Here is a 22,419-nt window from a genome sequence, read left to right on the forward strand (position 1 = left end):
ATGTCGTACACTGTAAAAAATCTGAACGAGGGGGATCGCGAGCTGATCGCGTTCCGCATCGGGGATCAGGAATTTTGCGTGAACATCATGTCGGTTCGCGAAATCCGGGGCTGGACCCCGGCGACCGCGATGCCGCATTCGCCTGGCTATATGCTGGGTGTCATCAACCTGCGCGGCGCGGTGCTGCCGATCATCGATCTTGCGGCCCGGCTCGGCATGAAGCCGGCCGATCCGACTGCCCGTCATGTCATCATCGTCGCCCAGGTCCGGCGTAAGGTCGTCGGCCTCCTGGTCGACGCCGTTTCTGATATCCTGACGGTGACCGACGAAACCATCCAGCCGACGCCCGAGATCTCCTCCGAACTCGAGCGTCAATTTGCCCGCGGCATTCTCGCCATCGAGAAGCGAATGATCTGCCTGATCGAACTCGAATCCCTCTTTCCAGAGACCGAAAGCGAAGCCGCATGAGTGTAATGGGCGCAAAAGATCAGAGGCAGGGATCCGACGAGGTCCTGGCGAGCGGAGAATATCCGCTGACGCGCCGCGACCTCACCGAGATCGCCGCGATGATCTATTCCGATGCCGGCATCTTCCTCAACGAGACGAAGGCGTCGCTGGTCTATTCGCGTCTATCGAAGCATATCCGCAATCTCGGTCTGTCCGGCTTTCGGGAATATTGCGAGCTCGTCGCTTCGCCGGCGGGTGCTGCGCCGCGCCGCGAGATGCTTTCGCACCTGACGACCAATTTTACCCGCTTCTTCCGCGAGAACCACCATTTCGACCACCTGCGCGACCATGTCCTGCCCGAACTTCTACAGCGGGCGAGATCGGGCGGCAGGGTGCGCATCTGGTCAGCCGCCTCCTCCGATGGGCAGGAACCCTATTCGATCGCGCTGACGGTGCTGTCGCTGATGCCGAATGTCGCGGACTACGACTTCAAGATCCTGGCAACCGACATCGATCCGAAGATTCTCGCGATCGCCCGGGCCGGCGCCTATGACGAGAGCGCGCTTGAAACCGTGTCGCCGGCTATGCGCAAGCAATGGTTCAGCGAAGTCGAGATACAGGGCCGCAGGAAGTTCCAGGTCGACGACCGCGTGAAGCGGCTGATCACCTACAACGAGCTGAACCTGATGGCGCAATGGCCGTTCAAGGGCAAGTTCGACGTCATCTTCTGCCGCAACGTCGTCATCTATTTCGACGAGCCGACGCAGATGAAGATCTGGCAGCGTTTCGCCGGTCTGCTGCCGGAGGGCGGGCATCTCTATATCGGCCATTCCGAGCGCGTTTCGGGTGAGGCAAAACACGTCTTCGACAATATCGGCATCACGACCTATCGCTATACGGCCAAAGGTCTCGGGAGGAAGGCATGAGCGCTCCGGCAAGAGTTCTCGTTGTTGACGACTCCCCGACGATGCGGGGCCTGATCACCGCCGTGCTGAGTTCCGACCCCGAGGTCAACGTCATCGGCCAGGCCGGCGATGCGCTGGAAGCGCGCGAGGCGATCAAGCGGCTGAACCCCGACGTCGTGACGCTCGACATCGAGATGCCGAACATGAACGGTCTCGATTTCCTCGAAAAGATCATGACGCTGCGTCCGATGCCGGTGATCATGGTGTCCACCATGACCCATCGCGGCGCCGAGGCGACGCTTGCGGCGCTGGAGATCGGCGCCTTCGACTGCGTCGGCAAGCCGGCGCCGGGCGAACTCAGGCCGTTTGGCGACCTCGCCGAGAAGGTCAAGGCCGCCGCGCGCACGCAACGCCAGTATACCCAACCTGCTGCCGCCGTCGCGCCACCACCCTCGGTCGCCGATTTCCGCGTCGGCCGCAAGATCGTCGCGATAGGCTCGTCGACCGGCGGTGTCGAGGCGCTGATCGCCGTGCTGCAGAAATTTCCGGCGAATTGCCCGCCGACCGTTATCACCCAGCATATGCCGCCGACCTTCACCAAGAGCTTCGCCGAACGGCTGAACCGCCTCTGTGCGCCGGTGGTGCAGGAAGCGACCGATGGTGCCCGTCTCGAAATCGGCAAGATCTATCTGGCGCCCGGCGGCGAGCGTCACCTCCAGGTCAGCAGCGCCTCGGCGCCGTGCTGCCGTCTCATTGACCGGGCACCGGTCAACGGTCACCGCCCCTCGGTGGACGTACTTTTCGATTCGGTCGCGGAACTGGCGGGCCGTAATGCCGTCGGCGTGATTTTGACCGGAATGGGCCGCGATGGCGCCGCCGGATTGTTGAAAATGCGCCACGCCGGCGCCAGAACGCTCGGCCAGAACGAAAAAACCTGTGTCGTTTACGGAATGCCAAGGGTTGCCCACGAACTTGGCGCCGTTGAGCAGCAGCTCCCGCTGTCTGCCATCGGTGAAGAAATATTGAAAATGACAGCCGCCCGAAAGGAAGGGACCGAATAAATGTCGATCGCGGAGAAAATCAAAGTTCTGATCGTCGATGATCAGGTAACGAGCCGGTTGCTGCTCAGCGACGCGCTGACCCAGCTCGGTTTCAAGCAGATCACCTCGGCCGGCGACGGCGAGCAGGGCATGAAGATCATGGCCGAGCAGCCGCACCACCTGGTGATCTCGGACTTCAACATGCCGAAGATGGATGGCATCGGCTTCCTTCAGGCTGTTCGCACCAACCCGAACACCAAGAAGGCGGCCTTCATCATCCTGACCGCCCAGGGCGACCGCGCGCTGGTGCAGAAGGCGGCCCAGCTCGGCGCCAACAACGTGCTCGCCAAGCCGTTCACGATCGAGAAGATGAAAGCGGCCATCGAAGCCGTGTTTGGAGCCCTGAAATGATCACTGAGGGGGCAGCCCGCCGCGTGCACATCATTCAAGGCGAGTACAAGGTTCTGAGCGATCCGAATGCGGTCCTCTCGACCATTCTCGGCTCGTGCGTGGCTGCGTGCCTCAGAGATCCTGTCGCCGGTGTCGGCGGCATGAACCACTTTCTGCTACCCGGTTCGGCGACGTCGCCGACTTCAGGTGGCGATGCCACGCGGTACGGCGTGCATCTGATGGAACTGCTGATCAACGGCCTCCTGAAGCAGGGCGCCCGGCGCGACCGGCTGGAAGCAAAAATCTTCGGCGGCGCGAAGACGATCTCGACATTCTCCAATGTCGGTGAGCAGAACGCGGCCTTCGCCGTGCAGTTCCTGAGGGATGAAGGCATTCCGGTGGTCGGTTCCTCGACCGGTGGAGAGCATGGACGCAAGCTTGAATATTGGCCGGTCTCCGGTCGTGCGCGGCAATACCCCCTGACCGGCGCCGAAACGCAGAGAACTGTCGCTCTCGAGCAGCGTCCCGCCGCTCCGCAGAAGCCCGTCGAAACCAGTATCGAATTTTTTTGATGGCGAGGATTTTCATATGACATTTAACCCGGTGATGGAGCCGCCTGCGCCTGTTGAAGCGCTGAGCGACATCCTGATGCGCATCGTGTCCGAACTGCACGATGTCGCCTATCTCATCGAGCGCATCGAGCCGCAGCTTCTCGAAATCGGCGGCGCCGAAATCCTGAATTCGCCGGATGCCATGAAGGTCATGCAGGGCATTGATCTGGCCGTGCAGAAATCGCGCGGCCTTGCCGAATTTATCGATACCATCACCGGTGAAATCCCGCACGGCTGGGCAGTCGATGTCGCAACCGCGCTCAGCCTCGTCAAGCTGGCAGAGATGCAGAAGGCATTGGGCGGCGCCACACGCCACGGCCATTCCCAGCCATTGAGCAAGGCAGCCGGCGACTTCGATTTCTTCTAAAGCGCGTCGCAATCTTCAGATTCGCGCCTTGCGCTTTAGGCCCATTTTGCGCATGTCGTTTTCGCAAAACCGCTGCACACTTTTGCGCGACATGCTTTGGAACCTTTTCGGCCCTGCCGTTCTTCACGAAACGCTCGCACAAGTTTCGCCGACTATTCGTCTGATGAGGCAATAAGCCTGCTTTGTCTTTGACGGATCGTGCGAGAACAGAATGAATCTGTTAAATCAATTAGTTCAGATATTTAAGAACTTCGGCGCCTTGGGCCGAACGCGCCTGATGATTCTTGGAGGCGTCGGTGCCGTCTCTATCGCAATCGTCCTTGCGGCTGCCCTTTTCGTCAACAAGCCGGCACAGGAAACGCTCTATGTCGGTCTGGACTCGCCGGATCTCAACCAGATCAGCATGGCGCTTGCCGAAGCCAACATCAATTTCCAGGTCGGCACGGACGGCACCAGCATCAGCGTCCCCGCGGGGATGACGGGCAAGGCCCGCTTGATGCTTGCCGAGCGCGGCCTGCCGAACAGCGCCAATGCCGGTTACGAACTCTTCGACAATGTCGGCTCTCTCGGCCTGACCTCCTTCATGCAGGAGGTGACGCGGGTTCGGGCGCTGGAAGGCGAAATCGCCCGCACCATCCAGTCGATCTCGGGCATAACAGCCGCACGCGTCCACATCGTCATGCCGGAGGTCGGAAACTTCCGGAAGGCGGAGCAGAAACCGACTGCCTCCGTCATGATTCGCGCCAGCGCGACCACCGGGCGCAGCGCAGCGACCTCGATCCGCCACCTCGTCGCCTCGGCTGTGCCGGGGCTTGACGTCGATGACGTGACCATTCTCGATTCCGCCGGCCAGCTGCTCGCTTCCGGCGACGAGGCGAGCAACAGCTCGCTGAACCGCTCGCTCAACATCGTCCAGAACGTTCAGCAGGAAGTCGAATCCAACATCGACAAGGCGCTGGCACCCTTCCTCGGCATGGACAACTTCCGCTCCAGCGTCACCGCCGATCTCAACACGGACGCCCAGCAGATCCAGGAAACGACCTACGATCCCGAATCCAAGGTCGAACGCTCGGTTCGCTCGACGAAGGAAGCCCAGCAGTCGCAGCAGAAGCAGTCCGATAGCGCGACGACGGTCGAGCAGAACATTCCGCAGGCGGCCCCCGAGGCCGGCGGTTCCGCCGGGCCCGAATCGCAGGACAAATCCGACAAGCGCGAAGAGCAGACCAACTACGAAATCAACAGCAAGACGACGGCGACGACCCGCAACAGCTATAAGGTCGAGAAGCTGTCGATCGCTGTGGTGGTCAACAAGGGCCGCATCGCCAAGATGGTCGGAGAACCCGCCGACCAGACCAAGGTTGACGCCTATCTTGCCGAAATGCAGAAGATCGTTGCTTCGGCGGCTGGCATCGACGCCAAGCGCGGCGACGTCGTCACCGTCACGGCCATGGACTTCCTCGAAAACCAGCTGCTTGAAGACGCCACCGGTGGCGTCCGAGTCATGGACATGCTGAGCCGCAACCTTGCCGGCATCATCAACTCGCTCGCCTTTGTCGCGGTCGCCTTCGTGGTGGTCTGGATGGGTCTGCGGCCGCTGGTGCGCAGCGTCAGCGGCAACGGCAGCTCCGCGGCTTTCGGCGACGCCACGCCGGAAGCGGCCGGCCTCGAGCTTCCGGACTTCGCGCCTGCATCAGGAGCCGCCGGTGGCGCCCTCATGGACGGCTTCGGGTCCGATTTCGGCTTCGACAGTACCGAAGACCTGCTCAGCCTCGGCGACGACGATGGAAACTTCAATCGGCGCGTCAAGGAAGGTCCGGAACGCAAGCTTTCCCGTATGGTCGAGATCAACGAGGAACGCGCCGCGAAAATCCTCAGGAAATGGGCGATCGACGACGCAGCGTAAAGCAAAGGCCGGGCAACCGGCCTTTTTTCATGTCGGTACCGAAGCTTGATTCCCCAACCGCTGTTTGCTGAAAAGCCGTGGCTGGAGATGCGAGAGACCTGGCATGACAATCAGGGTCGGGAATTCGAATAAGACGATAGACCCGACCACTGAAATGCGGCTGTAGCGCGACATGATGAGATTGACTCGCGTAAAACGCGAAGCAAGTTGCGATGCCGCCAGAATCACCTTAGCCTCCCTATATCTTGAAGGCTGGAACGAGTGATCGAATCAGTGCATTGGCGACAGCGAAAGTAAATCCCTAGAAGTCGGAGATGGTGATTTGCATCGGCTGGCTTACCCTTAGGTGATTCGAAATGGGATTCGAGCGGGACTTGAATTGAATCCCTTACAGAAAAATTGCTGTTGCACCGAGTTCGATCGTTTCTCAGCCGCAGGACGTTGCCAATGGATATGAATGTAATTCAGGCGAGCAAAGGCGAGAGGCAGATGGCGAATTTCGCGAGCGCGGTGGTGCCGGATCTGTTGCCGCGCGATAAGCTGCTCCAGCGCCTCCACGGTGTCACCAGCAGCGGCAGGTTGCAGTCTGGTCTGCGCGCACTGACGGACTACGTGGGTGCTTCGCACTACCTTCTGGCGCGCTGCGATCTCCTTCAGGAAAGTGGCCTCGATTTCATCGTTTCGTCTGATTGGCCCTTCGACCTGGTCAGGGACATCGCCAATGATCTGGTCCGCGGCTATGCCCGTTCCACCGAGCTGGAAAGATGCATGCAGGTCTTCCAGCCGAATTTTGCTCTTCTGCCTGACAGTGCCGAAGTTCCGGACGGCGCCAGCCGCCAATATTGTTCGGTGACCTTCAATGTCGGCCGGTCGCGGCTGGCTCTGATGTTCCTGTTCGGCGAGGGATTCATTCTTTCGCCGGAGCGGTTGCGCGATGTCGGTCTGCTTGCAGGTTATGTCGCGAGCTTCCTTCGCTGCGGCGGGACGAGGGTCGATCGCGATTTCGAATTGACGGACCGGGAACTGGAATGCCTGTTCTGGATTGCCGAGGGCAAGACCAGCGACGAGATCGCGATGATCCTCGGAATTTCCCGCAATACCATCAACAACTACATCACCAGTGTGATGCGCAAGACGGCGACCAAGACCCGGTCCGAGGCCATTGCTTTCGCCGTCCGGAATAATCTCGTATAGGGGGATCTATGGGGCACCCATCAGGCAGGACGATGAGCAGCGCTGAGCAGCTGCGCATGGTGCGTGTGAGCAGGATTTCCAGCCGGTCCGATCTTTTTCCGCGGCTGATCGCGATGCAGAAGCTCGTCGATGCGCAAGGATTCGCGATCTTCCGCGTCAGCGGTTCGGGCCTTCCGGCAAAGCAGCGGCTTGTCTGCGAGCTTGAGAACTGGGGACCGTCCAATGCCGGTTTCGGCAAGGCCTTCACGGACGCCTATGGCGATATTCTTCTCGACCATATCGACAAATCGCTGCTGCCGCTTTCATGGGCCGGCGGTTACGACCGTGCGGCGCCCGGTCCGGCGGACTTCGCGCCGTTCATGACACGGCTGCAGGACGGTATTCTGCCTTTCTCCGGACTTGCCTTTCCGGTGCGGCTCGGCGCCGTCGGCAACGGTTTCATCCTTTTTACCGGCGATGAGATCGATCCCTCGAGCGATACCATCGTCGAGCTGCACGGCCGCTGCTGCCATATCATGATGGATCTACTCTCGCTCGACGAACGCCGCACGGCCGCCGCCGAGGCGCTCAGCGAACGCGAGATCGCCTGTCTGCAGCTTGCGGGCGACGGCCGCATCAGCGAAGAGATTGCCGACAAGCTCGGCCTGTCGGTGCACACCGTGAACGCCTATCTCGGCTCGGCGACCATCAAGCTCGATTCCGTCAACCGTATTCAGGCGATCGCCAAGGCAATCCGGCTCGGTTATATCAGCTGAACCCGCGCAGTCCTTCCAGCGTTGCGCGTCTTTTAGACGCGCAAGCGACGCTGTAACGCTTTGAATTGCGGTCCAAGGCGAATGTGAAAGCTCGGTTGTCTTGAAAGTCGTCAGCCGGCCAGCGACTGAGGCAGCTGGTTCACGCTGTAACGCGCTTCCCGAAGGCTCTTTTTGAGGAAGATGGTGTTCTCGTCAGGATCGGCCGAGGGATCCTGGAAAGCGATATGATTGATCTCGATGCCGGCGTGATCTTCGGCAAGGGTGAGCTGCGCGTAGACGGTGACGCCGCGCGGTTTGATTTCCAGGTCGAGAACGACTTCGGGCTTGCCACCCCACTCCAGCGTATAATTGCCGCCCAGGCCGAAATTCACCGTGCCCGGATGAAAGAAAAGCTCCGCCGCCGAAGCGACGAGATCGGAAAGATTGCCGTAATACTCGAAGCGCAGCAGTGAAATAAGGTCAGAAGCATCCAGTAGGCGCAGTTCAGTGGCGACCGGGCTGATCGCGTCTGCGAGGATCTTTTCACGCTGGGTAGAGTGGGGACATTTTTTCATTCGGCTTATCTGACCCGTTTGTTCTTGGCGTCTGCGGCGTAGACCCGGTGGATGAGCTCCGCAACCGCCTTATAGAAGACTGACGGGATGACACTATCGATCGAGACTTGCGCAAACATGGAGCGCGCAAGCGGCGGATCCTCGAACACCGGTATACCGTTCTGCTCGGCAATCTCCCTGATTTTGAGCGCAATAAGGTCCTGACCCTTGGCCAGCACCACCGGCGCATCGTTTTCTTCACGCGCGTAACGCAGCGCCACCGCATAATGCGTCGGGTTTGCAATCACCAGCGTCGCGCGGTGCACGTTGGCGATCATGCGCCGGCGCGCGCGGTCGCGCATCAGCGAGCGCTGCCGGCTCTTGACGAAGGGGTCGCCCTGCGCCTGCTTGTTTTCTTCCTTCACCTCGTGCCGCGTCATCTTCAGCTCTGTGAACCAGTGATGGCGCGTCCAGAAAAGATCGGCGATCGCCACGATCGCGGTGGCGATCAGCATGACGATGATGATCTTGCGCATCGCTGCCATCATTCGCACGAGAATCGTCTGCGGATCGGAGAACATCGCGTCGATCGAGCCGAAATATTCGCTCCTGAGCACGAAGAACAGGATCACCCCGACGACGACGACCTTGAACAGCGATTTTCCGAATTCGACCAGGCCGGGCACGCTGAACAGTCGTGACCAGCCTTTGATCGGCGAGATACGCGAGGCCTGCGGGCGGATGCGTTCAAGCACCAGTGTCGGCAGATTCTGGAAGACGGAGGAGGCGATGCCGAACACCATGAACAGGATGAAGGCGGGCGCCACCAGCGCGGCACTTGCCCAGCCGAGCCGCCCGAACAGCGCTAGCACATCCGGCCCCGTCTCGATCTTCCATTGATCGGGCTGTTCGAAGATGTCGCGCAGCGTTTCACTCATGCGTCCGACGCTGTCGGGAAGGAAGAATACGAGGTAAATGAAGGTCGCGAGGATCGTCGCAAAGATGGAAAGTTCGCGCGAAGACGGCACGTTGCCCTTTTCCGCGGCATCGCTTTGCTTTTTCGCGGTTGGGGCTTCTGTTTTGCTGTCCTTGTCATCGTCTGCCAAGTCGCGGCCCTCCGTCAAAGAAATAGGCCGCAGCTAATGCATGCCGCCCAAAAAGGTGCAGCGGTTTTGCGATAACGACAGGCATCAGAACAAAGATCTAAAGCGCGTCGCAGGAACCGAGTTCTATGCGACGCGCTTTAGAGCGGTCTATGGCTGGAAGGGTAGTCGCCTGTGGCACGGCGATCAACAGCCGCCTTTCGGCATGCCGGATTTGTCAACAGTCTCGACGTGCCGATGCATGTCGCCTGGAAGTGTGCAGCGGTTCCGGGATAACGACGTGCATAAAACAAGGAACTAAAACGAGTCGCATGAATCAGTTCACTGCGACGCGTTTTAGGCGGCTGCCGAAGCGTCGCCTTCCTTTTCCTTGAGCTCGATCTGGCCGGAATTGGCCAGGCGAATCGCTTCCTGGGCCACGGCGCGGCGGGCAATCGCGATCTCGCGCGGATTGACGCCGCCCATGCCGCTCTGCAGATCCGATTCGATCATGCGGCGCTGGCGTGGGCTGATGGCGGAGAGAACCGATTCGCGAATCTCGGGGGGCGACCCGCGCAGCGCGACGGTGAGCACATCCGTCGAGATGTCGTTGAGCAGCATGACGCGGCTGCGCTGCGGCATGTACATGAGGTCCTCGAACAGGAAGATCTTCGGGCGAACCTTATTGACCGACTCGCGGCTGATCGATTCGAGCGAGCTGAGCAGCGTGTCGACCTGCGGCTTGTCGAGCTCGTTCATGAGATCGGCGACCTTCGTCGAGCCGGCTGCATTGCGCTCTGCCTCGACCTCGGCAAGCAGCGTCATGACCTGGTTTTCGATGATCTGCGCAGCCTTGGGGCTGACCGCCTTCATGTTGACCGTTCTGTTCATGATGTCGGCACGGCGGTTGTCGGGAAGCTGCAGCAGCACCTTGGCGCCGAAGGAGGAGGGCATCATCGAAAGAATATAGGCGACGGTCTGCGGATGTTCGCGCAGCAGGAACTGTGCGACGAATGCCGGCTCCGCCTCGCTGAGGCGATCCCAGATCGAGGTTTCGTAAGCCTGGAATGCGGTGCGGCGGCCGAGCAGGCTATCGACTTCGTCGGGCGTCAGGCCTTCTTCCAGAATGGCCTCGATCGCCTTGGCGTTGTCCATCAGCCCGGCACCCTCGGTGAAGAGGTCTTCGAACTCGGAGACGAGCAACAGCAGCTCGTCCGGCGGAATGGCGCGCAGCGACTGGGCGGATGAGATAATGGTCTGCAGTTCGGCCTGGGTGAAATACTTCAACAGCCGGCCGGCGACACCCTTTCCCATAGCGAGAAGAACAGCCGCCGCCTTTTCAGCCTGGGTCAACGGTTTCCCGGCTAGCGCGCCGCCGAAATCGTCAAAGTCCATCATGGTCTAACCTCTCCGTCCCACACAGGGATCAGGCTTTTTTCGTACTCAAAACTTCTATCAGTTTCACACCGAATCGCGTGTCGTCGTTATCAAGCACCGTAATTTCGCCGCGGGCAATCCTGCGGCCATTCACCATGATCTCGACCGGTTCACCGATCTTCTTGTCGAGGGCGATCGTCGCCCCTTCATTGAGGTTCATCAGGCCGGATACCTGCATGCGGCTGGTGCCGAGCATGATCTGGACGTCGATCGGGATGTCCATGATCAGGTCGAAGTTGGAATTCAAAGCGCTGCCGAGCGGGGCCGGGGACGCCTCGAAGGAGGAGCTGCTGCCGAAATCCATGCCGGCAGCCGGGCTGGCATCGCCGCCGCCGAAGTCGCCGCCGAAATCGTCGCTGCCAAAGGGGGTTTCCGAAGTCTCGCCACCAAAGGCCGCCAGGTCCGTTCCTGCTGCGAAGGGGTCGCTCTGCAGGTCGTCGCCAAACTGCGACAGGTCGCCGTCGGCATCCTGCTTCAGCACGCCGCGCAGATCGTCGATCGCCTGATCGAGATCCGCTTCGCTGCCCGGAAGATCCAGGGAGAGGTCGCTGTTCTGCTGTGTTTTCTTCGTAGCCATGAAATCACTATTCCAGTTGAAACTTGCCTCAAACTGCCTTTGCAGCCCAAAAGCCAGAGAACCGATTAATTCATTAAATGACGGATGAGTTCATCATCCGAGTTCATCGTATCCTTGACGCGGACCATGTAATTTTCGCCTGAACGCCCGAACTCGCACACATACAATTCCTTGCTGTTGGCGCTGACCTCGACACGCACGTCGCCGTGGTCGCGGAACGGAATGACGTCACCGACCATCAGCTTCGATATCGTGCGCAGCGTCAGGTCCTGCAGCCTGATCTTGGCCTCGAGCGTGACATGTGAGCGGCGGACCTGGTCACCGAGCTGTTCGGTCCATTCCGCCGAGTTGCTGCTGGCCTGGCGTTTCGGCTTCGGCGGCGTCACCTTGGTCTTGAGCAGTGCCGTCTGCGGAACGATCAACGAAAATTCCGAAACGATGCCGGCAAGCGTGATCGACATGTTGATGGCGGCCGCGAATTCATCCGGACGATCCTCCTGCGGCCGGGCGCGCATGTCATGGGCGTGCGGGGCCGAAAGGCTCGGTTCGAAACCGCCCGGCGCGTTGACGGCCGAGCGCAGCACCTTGGCGATCTTGTCGAAGACCATGACCGCCAGATCGAGCTCGATGATCGAAAGCATTCGGTCGGCCGGTTCCTCGATCGTATCGGCGGTGGCGCCGAGCAGATGCTCCATCAGCGTGATGACGAAGCCGTTGCCGCAGGCAAGCGTAATGTTCTGCGACCAGTTGCGCAGCGTCGCGTCGACGAGTGTGACGTTCGCGCTCAGGTCTTCGATGAGGTGGTTCTTGTAGCCGATCTCGCAGCCGAGATAGTTGACCGTCACATCGAGGCCGGTCTCGCTTTTGATGACGTCGGGAAAGAATTCGCTGTAGATTTCCCCGAAGGAACTGCAGATCTTGGCGACCCTGCCTCTGTCGCCAAGCCCGCCTGTCAGCTTGGCGAGGAGGGCAGGATCCATTGTCGGTTTGTCGTGCGAAGCATTGCTCATAGTCATTTAAGCCGCCTTGTTTTCGCCACCTGGGTTCATCATTTCCTGCTCGACCGCATCGATGGACGGACGCTCGTAAGCCGAGATCGTCTTGCGGCCGTATTCGAGAGCGACCTGCGGCACCGAGCCGTTCATATAGGCAAGCAGTGTCTGCTTGACGATGACGTAGAGGCGGTGCTGCTTGTTGCGCACGACCTTGATCTGGGAGACCAGCGGCGAGCAGACGCAGTAGGACAAGAGAATGCCGAGGAAGGTGCCGACGAGCGCCGAGCCGATCAGGTGGCCGAGCACTTCAGGCGAATCGTTGATGTGGGCCATCGCCTTGATGACCCCGAGAACGGCCGCGACGATGCCGATCGCCGGGAAGGAATCGCTCATGATCTGGATCGAGTGGTAGGGCTTCATCTTGTCGTGCATGATGGTGTTGAGCTCTTCGTCCATCAGCGCCTCGATCTCGTGGCTGCGAGCGTTGCCGATGATGATCAGGCGCACGTAGTCGCAGATGAACGCCGTAAGCTCCTTGTTCTTCAGAACCGTCGGAGCCGCCTGGAAGATCGTCGATTCGGCCGGATTGTCGATATGGGCTTCGATTTCGTTTCGCGACTTGGTGCGCAGGTCGCGCATCAGCGAATAGAGCACGCCGAGCGTATCGAGATAATTGCGTTCCTTCGGCACAGCGTGCCTGAAGGCTTCGCTGAGCGCCTTGCCGGAGTCCTTCACCACCTTCATCGGGTTCGCCATGATGAAGCTGCCGAGGCCGGCGCCGCCGATGATGAGGAATTCGAAGGGCTGGAACAGCGCGTCCACTTCGCCGCCCATGGCCATGAAGCTGCCGACGATACAGCCGCAAGTCACTATAAATCCGATAATGATATTCATCGTCAGCCCAATCTGAACGTTGCTTTTCTTTGAGACGGATAGGGTTTCTGCCTTGCGTGAGGCTGATGAAAGGCCCGATCGCGAGGCAGTTCCGCGTGCCAGCTTCGCGCAAGCATCTGCCGTCAGTCTAAAGGAGACGAATGGGTGCCCGCGCCCGTTTCTGAGATGCCGCCTCAGCGAAATCCCGGCCGAACCACTCAAGACGACGCCCGGCTTTTCGTCCCGTTCATCGCCAATGCTTGGAGCTTACCGACATGCAATCCGGTCTTTATGTTTCTCTGTCGTCGCAGATGGCCCTCGAAAAGCGTCTGAACACCATCGCAGACAACATGGCGAACGTGAATACGACCGGTTTTCGCGCCACCGAGGTGAAGTTCGATGAGATGGTGGCGAATACCAAGAACAAGCTGAACACCAAAGTCGCCTTCGTTTCCCAGGGCAACGACTATCTGAACGAGGGAAACGGCGAACTGCAGCACACCGGCAACATGCTGGATTTCGCCATCAAGGGCGATGCCTGGTTTTCGCTCGAAACGCCGGCCGGCCAGGTGCTGACGCGGGACGGTCGCTTCACGATCAAGGATACCGGCGAGCTCGTCTCGATCAGGGGATATCCCGTGCTCGACGCAGGCGGTGCGCCGATCCAGCTTAACACGAAAGGCGGCGAGCCGGCCGTGGGCACCGACGGCATCATCTATCAGGACAAACGCCAGGTCGCTTCGCTCGGCTTGTTCGAGGCCGATATCAGCAAGGGTTACCTGCGCTACGAAAACAGCGGCATCATGACCACCGACCAGCCGCGCGCCGTCGTCGACCGCTTCAATGTCGGTGTCGAGCAGGGTTATCTCGAAAACTCCAACGTCAACGCCATGCGCGAGATCACCCAGCTGATTGAAGTCAACCGCGCCTTCGAAAGTGTCTCGTCGCTGATGCGCGACAGCGAAGATTCCTTCAAGGAAGCCGTCCAGACACTTGGGGGCAGCCGCTAGGCGAAAGTTGAAAGTTAAAGTATGAGCACCACGCTACTGTCTGAGGACGGCCTCTCCCCTAAGCTGGCGCATCTGGCGGGCCTCGTCGACCGATACGCATCGCCGGAGTTCGCGGTTGCCCATGGCGGTCGCGTGCAGACCATCGCCGCCGGCCACTACACGGTTCACGGTCTCTCCCGCCATGTTCGTCTCGGCGAGTTCGTGGCCCATAAATCGGCGACCGGCATCCATCTGGGCGAAGTCGTGCGCGTCGAGCCGGAGCTGATCTATGTCTGCCCGATCGAACCCGGCGAGCCGATCGGCATCCACGATACCGTCATCCGCAAGGGCGCCTTCCGCATTTCACCGTCAGACAGCTGGTGTGGACGCACCGTCAACTCGCTCGGCGAGCCGATCGACGGGCTGGGTCCGGTCACCGAGGGGCTCGATCGCCGCTCGATCTCCAATACCGCGCCGCCCTCGATGACCCGCAAGCGTGTCGAGACCGGCTTCAAGACCGGCGTGCGCGCGATCGACATCTTCTCGCCGCTCTGCCTGGGGCAGCGCCTCGGCATCTTCGCCGGCTCCGGTGTTGGCAAGTCGACGCTTCTGTCCATGCTCGCCCGCGCCGATGCTTTCGACAAGGTTGTCATTGCGCTCGTCGGCGAACGCGGCCGCGAGGTGCGCGAATTCATCGAGGATACGCTCGGCAGCAATATGAGGAAGGCGATCGCGGTCGTCGCAACCAGCGACGAGAGCCCGATGCTTCGCAAGATGGCGCCGCTGACGGCCGTCACCATCGCCGAACATTTCCGCGACAAGGGCGAGAACGTCCTCTTCATCGTCGACAGCGTCACGCGTTTCGCCCATGCGATCCGCGAGGTGGCGACCGCCTCCGGCGAGCCGCCGATCGCGCGCGGCTATCCCGCTTCCGTTTTCACCGAGCTGCCACGCCTGCTGGAACGCGCCGGTCCCGGCCCCGAGGCCGCCGGAACCATCACGGCGATCATCTCGATCCTCGTCGACGGCGACAATCACAACGACCCGATTGCCGATTCGACGCGCGGCATCCTCGACGGTCATATCGTCCTGCAGCGCAGTCTCGCCGAAGAAGGGCGTTATCCTCCCATCGATCCGCTCGCCTCGATCTCGCGTCTTGCCCGCAAGGCCTGGACGCCGGACCAGGAAAAGCTGGTGTCGCGGCTAAAGGTGCTGATTCACCGCTTCGAGGAGACGCGCGACCTGCGCCTGATCGGCGGTTACCGCCAGGGTGCCGATCCCGATCTCGACATGGCGGTCAAGCAGGTGCCGATCATTTACGACGTCCTGAAACAGTCTCCGGGCGATCGCGACTCGCCCGATGCCTTTGCCGATCTCGCCGGCGCGCTCAAGGCTGCAGCCGGCATGGGCAATCAGGGCGGACCCATCCAGAGGAGATAGACGTGACTGAATTCGACGACGAACGCATCGCTTCCCTGAAGCAACGCAAGAAAACCGTCATCCTGGATCGGCTGCTGACCTATACCGGCCTGGCGCTTGCCGGCGCCTCCGCTTTCTTCCCCTGGTACGTGTTCTTCAACGCGGACAAGTTCGGCATCAATGTTGCCACCAGCAGCAATTCGCGCGAACTGCCGGATTGGCCGGCGCGCAACGTCTTCAGCGTCTCGCCGCTTGCCATGGTCAACAAGAACGAGGGGGACAAAAAGGCCCCGCCGATTGATCCGCTGACGACCGCAACGGTGTCCGATCTCGGCAAGGAGCGCGATGGCGGCCCCATATTGGAGGATCAGCCCTTCCCCGGCAAATCATCCTTCCGCCTGCTGCATGTTTCCAACGGCCGGGCGCTGATCGAGGATCCCTCCGGGATGTATGTGGTGCGCATCGGCTCGATCCTGCCCGATGAAAGCCGCCTTGCGACGCTCGAGCAGCGCGACGGCAAATGGGTGATCGTCACCTCCAAGGGCGAGACCTACCAGAACAACTGAACCTGTCCGCAAACCCAGGCAACAGGGGCTCCGCCGCGAACCGGCCGGAGCCCCTGTTCTTTTGCCCCTGTTCTTTTGATAGCGGCGGCGTTCGCACAAAAGCCTCTCGAAGCCTGAATTCCCGTAAGTCCCACGCAAGATTACCGCACTAGGTTCGGGACAGTAAAAACGGAGAGTTTCATGCAACCAATCCAACTTTTCGACTTGGCTTCGCGACAGGCGGAATGGCTGACGATTCGTCAGCAGGTTGTTGCCGGCAACATCGCGAATGCCAATACCCCGAAGTTCCACGCCAAGGACGTCACGCCCTTTGACGCTGTGCTCGACAAGTCCGACATCGCCATGGCGCGCACCAATCCGGCGCATCTCAGCGGTAATGATTTCAGCAACAGCGGCGATATCGACGTCAAGGAGGCTGCACTCGACCAGGAAATCGGCGTCCAGGAATCCGGCAATACGGTCGGTTTGGCCGAGGAGCTTTCCAAGTCGGGCGATATCAAGCGTCAGTACGATCTGAACACCTCGCTGGTCAGTTCCTTCAACCGCATGATGTTGATGACCGTCAGAAGGTAAAGTCATGGATCCGCTTTCAGCAGCAATGAAAATCGCCGGCTCCGGGCTCGAAGCGCAGTCAACGCGCCTGCGCATCGTCTCGGAAAACATCGCCAATGCCCGCTCGACTGGCGACACGCCCGGCGCCGAGCCCTATCGGCGCAAGACGATTACCTTCGGCCAGCAGATGGATCGCGCCAGCGGCGTCGAGACGGTCGGCGTCAAGAAGGTCGGCGTCGACGAAAGCGACTTCAGCACTGAATTCGATCCCAGCAACCCGGCTGCGGACAAGAAGGGCGTCGTCAAGCTGCCGAACGTCAACATCCTGGTCGAGATGGCCGATATGCGCGAAGCCAACCGCTCGTATGACGCCAATCTGCAGACCATCAAACAGACCCGCGATCTCATCTCCTCCACGATCGATCTCCTGAAGAGCCAATAATCATGATCAGCAGCGTCCAGAATGTCAGCAACCTGTCAATGACCCGTGCGCTCGGCGCCGCCGACGCCGAAAATTCCGCCTCGTCGTCTGCCGCCACCATGCCGGGCGCCGCTGGTGCCGCCAATGGCATGAGCTTCGCCTCGGTCATGGGCAACATGGCGAGCGACGCGGTCACCAGCCTGAAGGGTGCGGAAAGCATGTCCTTTGCCGGTATCAAGGGCACGGCCACGACGCGTGAAGTCGTCGATTCCATGCTCCAGGCCGAGCAGACGCTGCAGACCGCGATTGCCATCCGCGACAAGGTCGTCTCGGCCTTTCTCGAAGTCACCAAGATGCAGATGTAACTGATTTGAGGACGAACACATGAGAGCGCTCGCCATCGCAGCAACGGGCATGGATGCCCAGCAGACCAATCTGGAAGTCATTGCGAACAACATCGCAAACATCAATACGACGGGTTTCAAGCGCGCTCGCGCCGAATTCTCGGATCTTCTCTACCAGACCGAACGTGCTAAGGGTGTCGCCAACCGCGCCAACCAGGCCGTCGTTCCGGAAGGTGCCAATATCGGCCTCGGCGTCCAGACCTCGGCGGTCCGCAACCTGCATCTCCAGGGCGAACTGACCCAGACCGGCAACGATCTCGACGTGGCGCTGATCGGCAAGGGCTTCTTCCAGATCCAGTCGACCGACGGCACGACGCTCTACACCCGCGCCGGCGCCTTCAACAAGAACGACCAGGGCCAGCTCGTCACCATCGACGGCTACGAGGTCCTTCCCGGCATCACCATTCCAACAGGCTCGACCGAGCTGACGATCAGCCGCTCCGGCCAGGTTTCTGCCAAGCTGCCGGGTGCGACGGATGCGACCGTGCTCGGTCAGTTGACGCTTGCTGACTTCGTCAACGAGGCGGGTCTCCAGCCGCTCGGCGACAATCTCTTCCAGGAAACGGCGGCCTCCGGCGAAGCGGTCATCGGCAATCCCGATGAGGAAGGTTTCGCCTACATGAAGCAGGGTTACCTGGAATCTTCGAACGTTGACCCGGTGAAGGAAATCACCGAGCTGATCTCGGCCCAGCGCGCTTACGAAATGAATTCCAAGGTGATCACCACCGCTGATGAAATGGCCTCCATCGTCAGCAAGAACCTGAAGTAAGGGAAGGGCCGAAACATGATGTTTTGCCGGGCAGGACACATCTCAGGATGGGTGGCGGCAGCCACGATCGCAGTCGCGGGCATTATCTTGCCCGCGAACGCGGATGCCGGCATGGGTTATGCCGTCGTCCCGACCACGATCATCTACCCCGGCGACACTTTGTCGGCCAGCCAGCTTCAGGAGGTCGAGGTCACCAACCCCAACCTCGCCGGCGATTATGCCAAATCCGTTTCGCAGGTCGAAGGCATGGTTTCCAAGCGCACGCTGTTGCCGGGCCGCACCATCTCGGTTTCGGCCCTGCGCGAGGCCTATACCGTGACCCGTGGCTCCTCGATCCGCCTGGTCTTCTCGCTCGGGGCGATGACGATCTCCGCCGCCGGCACGCCGCTCGAAGACGGCGCGACCGGGCAGGTCGTCCGCGCGCGCAATATGGATTCCGGCGTCATCGTCAGCGGCACGGTGCTTGCGGACGGCACGGTCCATGTGAGGGCAAAATGAAATTGTTCTTCCGTTTCGTTACTCTTGTCGCGGTTCTCGCCATGAGTTTGGCTGATGTCGCGCCCGCCTGGGCGCTGACCTCCCGCATCAAGGACATCGCCTCCCTTCAGGCCGGCCGCGATAACCAGCTGATCGGTTATGGCCTCATCGTCGGCCTCCAGGGGACCGGCGACGGCTTCCGGTCCTCACCCTTCACCGAGCAGTCGATGCGCGCGATGCTGCAGAATCTCGGCATCTCGACGCAGGGCGGCCAGTCCAACGCCAAGAACACGGCGGCCGTGATGGTCACCGCCAACCTGCCCCCTTTCGCAAGCCCTGGCAGCCGTATCGACGTGACGGTGAGCTCGCTCGGCGATGCGACGTCGCTGCGCGGCGGCACGCTCGTCATGACCTCGCTTTCCGGCGCCGACGGCCAGATCTACGCCGTCGCGCAGGGTGCTGCCATCGTTTCCGGTTTTCAGGCGCAGGGCCAGGCGGCGACCGTCACCGAAGGCGTCACCACCGCCGGCCGCGTGCCTGGCGGCGCGATCATCGAGCGCGAACTGCCGTCCCGCTTCAAGGATTCGGTCAATCTCGTCCTGCAGTTGCGCAACCCCGACTTCTCGACGGCGATCCGTATCGCCGACATCGTCAATGGTTATGCCTCGGCGCGCTTCGGCGGCCCGGTTGCCGAAGCCAAGGATTCGCAGGAAGTCGTGATCCAGAAGCCGCGCACGGCCGATCTCACTCGGCTGATGGCCGACATCGAAAATCTCATCGTCGAGACCGATACGCCGGCCAAGGTGGTCATCAACGAACGCACCGGAACGATCGTCATCGGCTCGGACGTCCGCGTCTCGCCGGTTGCCGTCAGCTACGGCACCCTGACGGTTCAGGTCACCGAAACGCCGCAGATCATCCAGCCCGAACCCTTCTCGCGCGGCGTAACCGCCGTCCAACCGCAGACCGATATCGCCGCGCAGCAGACCGGCGGGCGCGTCGCGATCATCGACGGCCCTGACCTCCGGACCCTCGTCGCCGGCCTCAACAACATCGGGGTGAAACCGGATGGTATTATCGCCATTCTCCAGGGCATCAAATCGGCAGGCGCCCTGCAGGCGGAGCTTGTGCTGCAATGATCAAGATCATCAACCCTGACATGACGGTCCTGCAATTGCTGCGCCGGCTGGCGCTGCCGGCCGCGGGCCTCGTCCTTGTGTCGATCCCCGGCGCCTTCGCGCAGGAACATGCGCCGGCTGGCGACATCACGTCCCAGGACGAGATCAAGCAGTTCTGTACCAACATTGCCGAGCCCGCCCGCGACCAGCGTTATCTCCTGCAGAAGCAGGAACTGGAAAAGCTTCGCGCCGACATCGACGCCCGCATGGCGGAGATGGACAAGCGCAAGGCCGAATATCAGGACTGGCTGAAGCGGCGCGACGATTTCCTGAAGCAGGCGGAAGCCGGCCTCACCGAGATCTACAAGAAGATGAAGCCGGATGCGGCCGCACTCCAGTTGCAGGACATGAAGATCGAGGTGGCCTCCGCTGTGATCATGCGGCTCGGCCCGCGGCAGTCGAGCCTCATCCTCAACGAGATGGACCCGCAGAAGGCCGCTGCCATCGCCAGCGTCATTGCCAGTGCGTCCGATCCCAATACGTCGAAGGATCCTTCATGAATATGCGTTTCCCGGCCGCGATCGCCGCCCTCGCACTCCTTGCAGGTTGCCAGTCTCCGACGGCGGTCAGCGAGATCGGCCGCGCGCCCGCCATGAGCCCGATCGGAAGCGGTCTTGCCTACGGCCAGACGCCGCAGATGGCGCTCTATCCGAAGCAGCCGCGCGCCGTGGCGCAGGGCTACTCGCTGTGGAGCGATTCGCAGGCCGCTCTCTTCAAGGATGCGCGCGCGCTCAACGTCGGCGACATCCTGACCGTCGACATCCAGATCAACGACAAGGGCTCCTTCGACAACGAGACCAACCGCAGCCGCAAGAATTCGAGCGGCATGAACTGGGACGTCAACGCCCAGATCTTCGGCTGGACGCCCGAGTCCAAGACCGATCTGACCTATGGTTCCGACACCAGCACCGACGGCAAGGGCAAGATCGAGCGCACCGATAAGCTCACCCTTCTGGTCGCCGCCGTCGTCACCGGCATTCTCGAGAACGGCAACCTCGTCATATCGGGCTCGCAGGAAGTCCGCCTGAACCAGGAACTGCGCATCCTGAACGTTGCTGGTATCGTTCGTCCGCAGGACGTCAACGCCGAAAACCAGATCTCCTACGACAAGATCGCCGAAGCCCGCATTTCCTATGGTGGCCGCGGCCGCCTGATGGAAGTGCAGCAGCCTCCGCGCGGCCAGCAGGCCGTCGATCTTTTCTCGCCGCTTTGAGGCTGAACGACGATGGCAGAACCAGACGCAAGCGCAGGCCAACCGAAGAAATCCGGCACGCTGATGACGATCATCGGCGTCGTCGTCCTGACCCTGCTCGGCGCCGGCGGCGGCTGGGCGGTCGGCACCATCGTCGCGCCCAACATTAAGGGTGCCAAGGAGGTCGAGCAGGCCAAGGATGCCGAGGCCAAGAAGAAGGCCGAGGAAGGTCTGGCGCGCATCTCGACCGAGGCCAACAGCGTCGTCCAGCTCGAGCCGATCACCTCGAACCTCGCCTACCCCTCAGAAAACTGGGTGCGACTCGAAGTCGCGCTGCTGTTCAACGGGCCGCCGGATGTCAAGGTTTCCGAGGAAATTCATCAGGATATCCTCGCCTACATCAGAACCGTTTCCCTTCAGCAGATCGAGGGGCCGCGCGGCTTTCAATATCTCAAGGATGACATACAGGAACGTGTTGACCTTCGCTCGCAAGGGCGGGTATCGAAGGTCATGTTCAGGACATTTGTCATCGAATGATTCGTCTCATAGTTTTCCTTGCCGCCATGATGGCGGTACCGGAACTGGCGGTGGCACAGCAGCTGCCGACTGACTTGTTGAACGTGCCGGTCGATGGCTCCGTCGCCGCCTGGATCATCCGCACATTCGGCCTGCTGACCATTCTTTCGGTCGCGCCGGGCATCCTGATCATGGTGACGAGCTTCCCGCGCTTCATCATCGCCTTCTCGATCCTGCGCTCAGGGATGGGCCTCTCCTCGACGCCTTCCAACATGATCCTTTTGTCGCTGTCGCTGTTCATGACCTTCTATGTCATGTCGCCGACCTTTGATCAGGCCTGGCAGAACGGCGTGCAGCCGCTGCTTGCCAATCAGATCAACGAGACCGAGGCGGTCCAGCGTATCGCCGAACCCTTCCGCACCTTCATGGCGGCCAATACCCGCGACAAGGATCTGGCGCTCTTCGTCGATCTGGCGCGCGAACGCGGGCAGAATATCCAGACGACCAATCCGATCGACTACCGCGTGCTGATCCCGGCCTTCATGATTTCTGAGATTCGCCGCGGCTTCGAGATCGGCTTCCTCGTCGTGCTGCCGTTCCTCGTCATCGACCTCATCGTCGCCACCATCACCATGGCGATGGGCATGATGATGCTGCCGCCGACCTCGATCTCGCTGCCCTTCAAGATTCTCTTCTTCGTGCTGATCGACGGCTGGAACCTGCTCGTCGGCAGCCTGGTGCGCTCGTTCAGCTAGAGCGGTTCAGCTTTTAACGGAAGCGCAGAACCGCTCTATCCTTTTGTTTTTACGCAATTCCGGACGGAAAAC

Annotated in this window: 28 protein-coding genes; 22 read left to right on the forward strand and 6 right to left on the reverse strand. The window is 60.8% G+C overall.

Features of this window, described 5'->3' with window-relative positions:
* The 9 genes from AC1D2N_RS07980 to visR all read left to right on the forward strand — a co-directional run bounded on the left by AC1D2N_RS07980 (position 1) and on the right by visR (position 7,612).
* The gene (locus AC1D2N_RS07980) at positions 1-468 is read left to right on the forward strand and encodes a chemotaxis protein CheW (RefSeq protein ID WP_012756045.1); all 468 of its coding nucleotides are present in this window, start codon (positions 1-3) and stop codon (positions 466-468) included.
* Positions 465-1,373 carry a protein-glutamate O-methyltransferase CheR gene (gene cheR / locus AC1D2N_RS07985; protein ID WP_026230582.1) on the forward strand — a complete coding sequence of 303 codons (909 nt, stop codon included), beginning with the start codon at positions 465-467 and terminating at the stop codon, positions 1,371-1,373. The genes AC1D2N_RS07980 and cheR overlap by 4 nt, the downstream gene beginning before the upstream one ends.
* The gene (gene cheB, locus AC1D2N_RS07990; RefSeq protein ID WP_018244795.1) at positions 1,370-2,413 is read left to right on the forward strand and encodes a protein-glutamate O-methylesterase CheB; all 1,044 of its coding nucleotides are present in this window, start codon (positions 1,370-1,372) and stop codon (positions 2,411-2,413) included. The genes cheR and cheB overlap by 4 nt, the downstream gene beginning before the upstream one ends.
* Entirely contained in the window at positions 2,414-2,803 is a 390-nt protein-coding gene (locus AC1D2N_RS07995) for a response regulator (protein ID WP_003556488.1), read from the forward strand.
* Positions 2,800-3,354, forward strand: a complete 555-nt coding sequence (gene cheD / locus AC1D2N_RS08000) for a chemoreceptor glutamine deamidase CheD (protein WP_018244796.1) — start codon at positions 2,800-2,802, stop codon at positions 3,352-3,354. Before AC1D2N_RS07995 ends, cheD begins: the two co-directional genes overlap by 4 nt.
* Before the next feature lie 16 nt (positions 3,355-3,370).
* Positions 3,371-3,760, forward strand: coding sequence for a chemotaxis protein CheT (gene cheT / locus AC1D2N_RS08005; RefSeq protein ID WP_018072555.1), 390 nt, complete (start codon positions 3,371-3,373; stop codon positions 3,758-3,760).
* A 211-nt stretch (positions 3,761-3,971) separates the two neighbouring features.
* Entirely contained in the window at positions 3,972-5,663 is a 1,692-nt protein-coding gene (fliF, locus tag AC1D2N_RS08010) for a flagellar basal-body MS-ring/collar protein FliF (protein ID WP_018244797.1), read from the forward strand.
* Positions 5,664-6,110: 447 nt separating this feature from the next.
* On the forward strand, positions 6,111-6,857 hold the full coding sequence (gene visN / locus AC1D2N_RS08015) for a transcriptional regulator VisN (RefSeq protein WP_026188624.1): 747 nt from the start codon (positions 6,111-6,113) through the stop codon (positions 6,855-6,857).
* Positions 6,858-6,865: 8 nt separating this feature from the next.
* Complete coding sequence (gene visR, locus AC1D2N_RS08020) at positions 6,866-7,612, forward strand: transcriptional regulator VisR (protein WP_018244799.1); 747 nt, start codon at positions 6,866-6,868, stop codon at positions 7,610-7,612.
* 110 nt (positions 7,613-7,722) lie between these two features.
* Here visR and AC1D2N_RS08025 read toward each other — a convergent pair whose 3' ends face one another.
* The 6 genes from AC1D2N_RS08025 to motA form a co-directional block, all read right to left on the reverse strand.
* A complete protein-coding gene (locus tag AC1D2N_RS08025) occupies positions 7,723-8,166 on the reverse strand; it encodes a hypothetical protein (protein ID WP_018244800.1) in 444 nt (147 codons plus the stop codon).
* Between the two features lie 5 nt (positions 8,167-8,171).
* A complete protein-coding gene (gene flhB, locus AC1D2N_RS08030) occupies positions 8,172-9,251 on the reverse strand; it encodes a flagellar biosynthesis protein FlhB (protein ID WP_026188625.1) in 1,080 nt (359 codons plus the stop codon).
* Positions 9,252-9,584: 333 nt separating this feature from the next.
* Entirely contained in the window at positions 9,585-10,625 is a 1,041-nt protein-coding gene (fliG, locus tag AC1D2N_RS08035; protein WP_018244802.1) for a flagellar motor switch protein FliG, read from the reverse strand.
* A 28-nt stretch (positions 10,626-10,653) separates the two neighbouring features.
* A complete protein-coding gene (gene fliN / locus AC1D2N_RS08040; protein WP_018244803.1) occupies positions 10,654-11,241 on the reverse strand; it encodes a flagellar motor switch protein FliN in 588 nt (195 codons plus the stop codon).
* A gap of 65 nt (positions 11,242-11,306) precedes the next feature.
* On the reverse strand, positions 11,307-12,257 hold the full coding sequence (locus AC1D2N_RS08045; protein ID WP_018244804.1) for a FliM/FliN family flagellar motor switch protein: 951 nt from the start codon (positions 12,255-12,257) through the stop codon (positions 11,307-11,309).
* Complete coding sequence (gene motA / locus AC1D2N_RS08050; protein WP_018244805.1) at positions 12,258-13,130, reverse strand: flagellar motor stator protein MotA; 873 nt, start codon at positions 13,128-13,130, stop codon at positions 12,258-12,260. It abuts the gene before it with no gap.
* Positions 13,131-13,384: 254 nt separating this feature from the next.
* Between motA and flgF the strand changes: the two genes are divergently transcribed.
* From flgF to fliP, 13 genes are all read left to right on the forward strand, one after another.
* Positions 13,385-14,119 (forward strand): flagellar basal-body rod protein FlgF, encoded by a 735-nt coding sequence (flgF, locus tag AC1D2N_RS08055; RefSeq protein WP_018244806.1) that lies wholly within the window; start codon positions 13,385-13,387, stop codon positions 14,117-14,119.
* A 21-nt stretch (positions 14,120-14,140) separates the two neighbouring features.
* Positions 14,141-15,538 (forward strand): flagellar protein export ATPase FliI, encoded by a 1,398-nt coding sequence (fliI, locus tag AC1D2N_RS08060; protein ID WP_130651731.1) that lies wholly within the window; start codon positions 14,141-14,143, stop codon positions 15,536-15,538.
* A 2-nt stretch (positions 15,539-15,540) separates the two neighbouring features.
* Entirely contained in the window at positions 15,541-16,083 is a 543-nt protein-coding gene (locus AC1D2N_RS08065; RefSeq protein WP_018244808.1) for a hypothetical protein, read from the forward strand.
* Between the two features lie 180 nt (positions 16,084-16,263).
* Positions 16,264-16,656, forward strand: coding sequence for a flagellar basal body rod protein FlgB (gene flgB / locus AC1D2N_RS08070; protein ID WP_018072565.1), 393 nt, complete (start codon positions 16,264-16,266; stop codon positions 16,654-16,656).
* A gap of 4 nt (positions 16,657-16,660) precedes the next feature.
* Positions 16,661-17,077: a flagellar basal body rod protein FlgC gene (flgC, locus tag AC1D2N_RS08075; RefSeq protein WP_130651732.1), complete on the forward strand. Its 417-nt coding sequence runs from the start codon at positions 16,661-16,663 to the stop codon at positions 17,075-17,077.
* 2 nt (positions 17,078-17,079) lie between these two features.
* Positions 17,080-17,421: a flagellar hook-basal body complex protein FliE gene (fliE, locus tag AC1D2N_RS08080; RefSeq protein ID WP_018244810.1), complete on the forward strand. Its 342-nt coding sequence runs from the start codon at positions 17,080-17,082 to the stop codon at positions 17,419-17,421.
* A 19-nt stretch (positions 17,422-17,440) separates the two neighbouring features.
* Positions 17,441-18,229, forward strand: coding sequence for a flagellar basal-body rod protein FlgG (flgG, locus tag AC1D2N_RS08085; RefSeq protein WP_018244811.1), 789 nt, complete (start codon positions 17,441-17,443; stop codon positions 18,227-18,229).
* Between the two features lie 15 nt (positions 18,230-18,244).
* Complete coding sequence (gene flgA, locus AC1D2N_RS08090; protein ID WP_018244812.1) at positions 18,245-18,727, forward strand: flagellar basal body P-ring formation chaperone FlgA; 483 nt, start codon at positions 18,245-18,247, stop codon at positions 18,725-18,727.
* Positions 18,724-19,845: a flagellar basal body P-ring protein FlgI gene (locus AC1D2N_RS08095; protein WP_018244813.1), complete on the forward strand. Its 1,122-nt coding sequence runs from the start codon at positions 18,724-18,726 to the stop codon at positions 19,843-19,845. Before flgA ends, AC1D2N_RS08095 begins: the two co-directional genes overlap by 4 nt.
* Positions 19,842-20,384 carry a MotE family protein gene (locus tag AC1D2N_RS08100; RefSeq protein WP_018244814.1) on the forward strand — a complete coding sequence of 181 codons (543 nt, stop codon included), beginning with the start codon at positions 19,842-19,844 and terminating at the stop codon, positions 20,382-20,384. Before AC1D2N_RS08095 ends, AC1D2N_RS08100 begins: the two co-directional genes overlap by 4 nt.
* On the forward strand, positions 20,381-21,097 hold the full coding sequence (gene flgH, locus AC1D2N_RS08105) for a flagellar basal body L-ring protein FlgH (protein ID WP_003556536.1): 717 nt from the start codon (positions 20,381-20,383) through the stop codon (positions 21,095-21,097). The genes AC1D2N_RS08100 and flgH overlap by 4 nt, the downstream gene beginning before the upstream one ends.
* A gap of 12 nt (positions 21,098-21,109) precedes the next feature.
* Positions 21,110-21,613, forward strand: a complete 504-nt coding sequence (locus AC1D2N_RS08110) for a flagellar basal body-associated FliL family protein (protein ID WP_018244815.1) — start codon at positions 21,110-21,112, stop codon at positions 21,611-21,613.
* Complete coding sequence (fliP, locus tag AC1D2N_RS08115; RefSeq protein WP_018244816.1) at positions 21,610-22,347, forward strand: flagellar type III secretion system pore protein FliP; 738 nt, start codon at positions 21,610-21,612, stop codon at positions 22,345-22,347. Before AC1D2N_RS08110 ends, fliP begins: the two co-directional genes overlap by 4 nt.
* The last annotated feature ends 72 nt before the right edge of the window (positions 22,348-22,419 follow it).

The organism is Rhizobium sp. P1_B8, assembly GCF_056406515.1.

What these genes read in the sequence shown, in the direction of transcription:
- AC1D2N_RS07980 (WP_012756045.1), top strand. Translation starts at nt 1, where the DNA reads ATGTCGTACACTGTAAAAAATCTGAACGAGGGGGATCGCGAGCTGATC.
- cheR (WP_026230582.1), top strand. Translation starts at nt 465, where the DNA reads ATGAGTGTAATGGGCGCAAAAGATCAGAGGCAGGGATCCGACGAGGTC.
- cheB (WP_018244795.1), top strand. Translation starts at nt 1,370, where the DNA reads ATGAGCGCTCCGGCAAGAGTTCTCGTTGTTGACGACTCCCCGACGATG.
- AC1D2N_RS07995 (WP_003556488.1), top strand. Translation starts at nt 2,414, where the DNA reads ATGTCGATCGCGGAGAAAATCAAAGTTCTGATCGTCGATGATCAGGTA.
- cheD (WP_018244796.1), top strand. Translation starts at nt 2,800, where the DNA reads ATGATCACTGAGGGGGCAGCCCGCCGCGTGCACATCATTCAAGGCGAG.
- cheT (WP_018072555.1), top strand. Translation starts at nt 3,371, where the DNA reads ATGACATTTAACCCGGTGATGGAGCCGCCTGCGCCTGTTGAAGCGCTG.
- fliF (WP_018244797.1), top strand. Translation starts at nt 3,972, where the DNA reads ATGAATCTGTTAAATCAATTAGTTCAGATATTTAAGAACTTCGGCGCC.
- visN (WP_026188624.1), top strand. Translation starts at nt 6,111, where the DNA reads ATGGATATGAATGTAATTCAGGCGAGCAAAGGCGAGAGGCAGATGGCG.
- visR (WP_018244799.1), top strand. Translation starts at nt 6,866, where the DNA reads ATGGGGCACCCATCAGGCAGGACGATGAGCAGCGCTGAGCAGCTGCGC.
- AC1D2N_RS08025 (WP_018244800.1), bottom strand. Translation starts at nt 8,166, where the DNA reads ATGAAAAAATGTCCCCACTCTACCCAGCGTGAAAAGATCCTCGCAGAC.
- fliG (WP_018244802.1), bottom strand. Translation starts at nt 10,625, where the DNA reads ATGATGGACTTTGACGATTTCGGCGGCGCGCTAGCCGGGAAACCGTTG.
- fliN (WP_018244803.1), bottom strand. Translation starts at nt 11,241, where the DNA reads ATGGCTACGAAGAAAACACAGCAGAACAGCGACCTCTCCCTGGATCTT.
- AC1D2N_RS08045 (WP_018244804.1), bottom strand. Translation starts at nt 12,257, where the DNA reads ATGACTATGAGCAATGCTTCGCACGACAAACCGACAATGGATCCTGCC.
- motA (WP_018244805.1), bottom strand. Translation starts at nt 13,130, where the DNA reads ATGAATATCATTATCGGATTTATAGTGACTTGCGGCTGTATCGTCGGC.
- flgF (WP_018244806.1), top strand. Translation starts at nt 13,385, where the DNA reads ATGCAATCCGGTCTTTATGTTTCTCTGTCGTCGCAGATGGCCCTCGAA.
- fliI (WP_130651731.1), top strand. Translation starts at nt 14,141, where the DNA reads ATGAGCACCACGCTACTGTCTGAGGACGGCCTCTCCCCTAAGCTGGCG.
- flgB (WP_018072565.1), top strand. Translation starts at nt 16,264, where the DNA reads ATGCAACCAATCCAACTTTTCGACTTGGCTTCGCGACAGGCGGAATGG.
- flgC (WP_130651732.1), top strand. Translation starts at nt 16,661, where the DNA reads ATGGATCCGCTTTCAGCAGCAATGAAAATCGCCGGCTCCGGGCTCGAA.
- fliE (WP_018244810.1), top strand. Translation starts at nt 17,080, where the DNA reads ATGATCAGCAGCGTCCAGAATGTCAGCAACCTGTCAATGACCCGTGCG.
- flgG (WP_018244811.1), top strand. Translation starts at nt 17,441, where the DNA reads ATGAGAGCGCTCGCCATCGCAGCAACGGGCATGGATGCCCAGCAGACC.
- flgA (WP_018244812.1), top strand. Translation starts at nt 18,245, where the DNA reads ATGATGTTTTGCCGGGCAGGACACATCTCAGGATGGGTGGCGGCAGCC.
- AC1D2N_RS08095 (WP_018244813.1), top strand. Translation starts at nt 18,724, where the DNA reads ATGAAATTGTTCTTCCGTTTCGTTACTCTTGTCGCGGTTCTCGCCATG.
- AC1D2N_RS08100 (WP_018244814.1), top strand. Translation starts at nt 19,842, where the DNA reads ATGATCAAGATCATCAACCCTGACATGACGGTCCTGCAATTGCTGCGC.
- flgH (WP_003556536.1), top strand. Translation starts at nt 20,381, where the DNA reads ATGAATATGCGTTTCCCGGCCGCGATCGCCGCCCTCGCACTCCTTGCA.
- AC1D2N_RS08110 (WP_018244815.1), top strand. Translation starts at nt 21,110, where the DNA reads ATGGCAGAACCAGACGCAAGCGCAGGCCAACCGAAGAAATCCGGCACG.
- fliP (WP_018244816.1), top strand. Translation starts at nt 21,610, where the DNA reads ATGATTCGTCTCATAGTTTTCCTTGCCGCCATGATGGCGGTACCGGAA.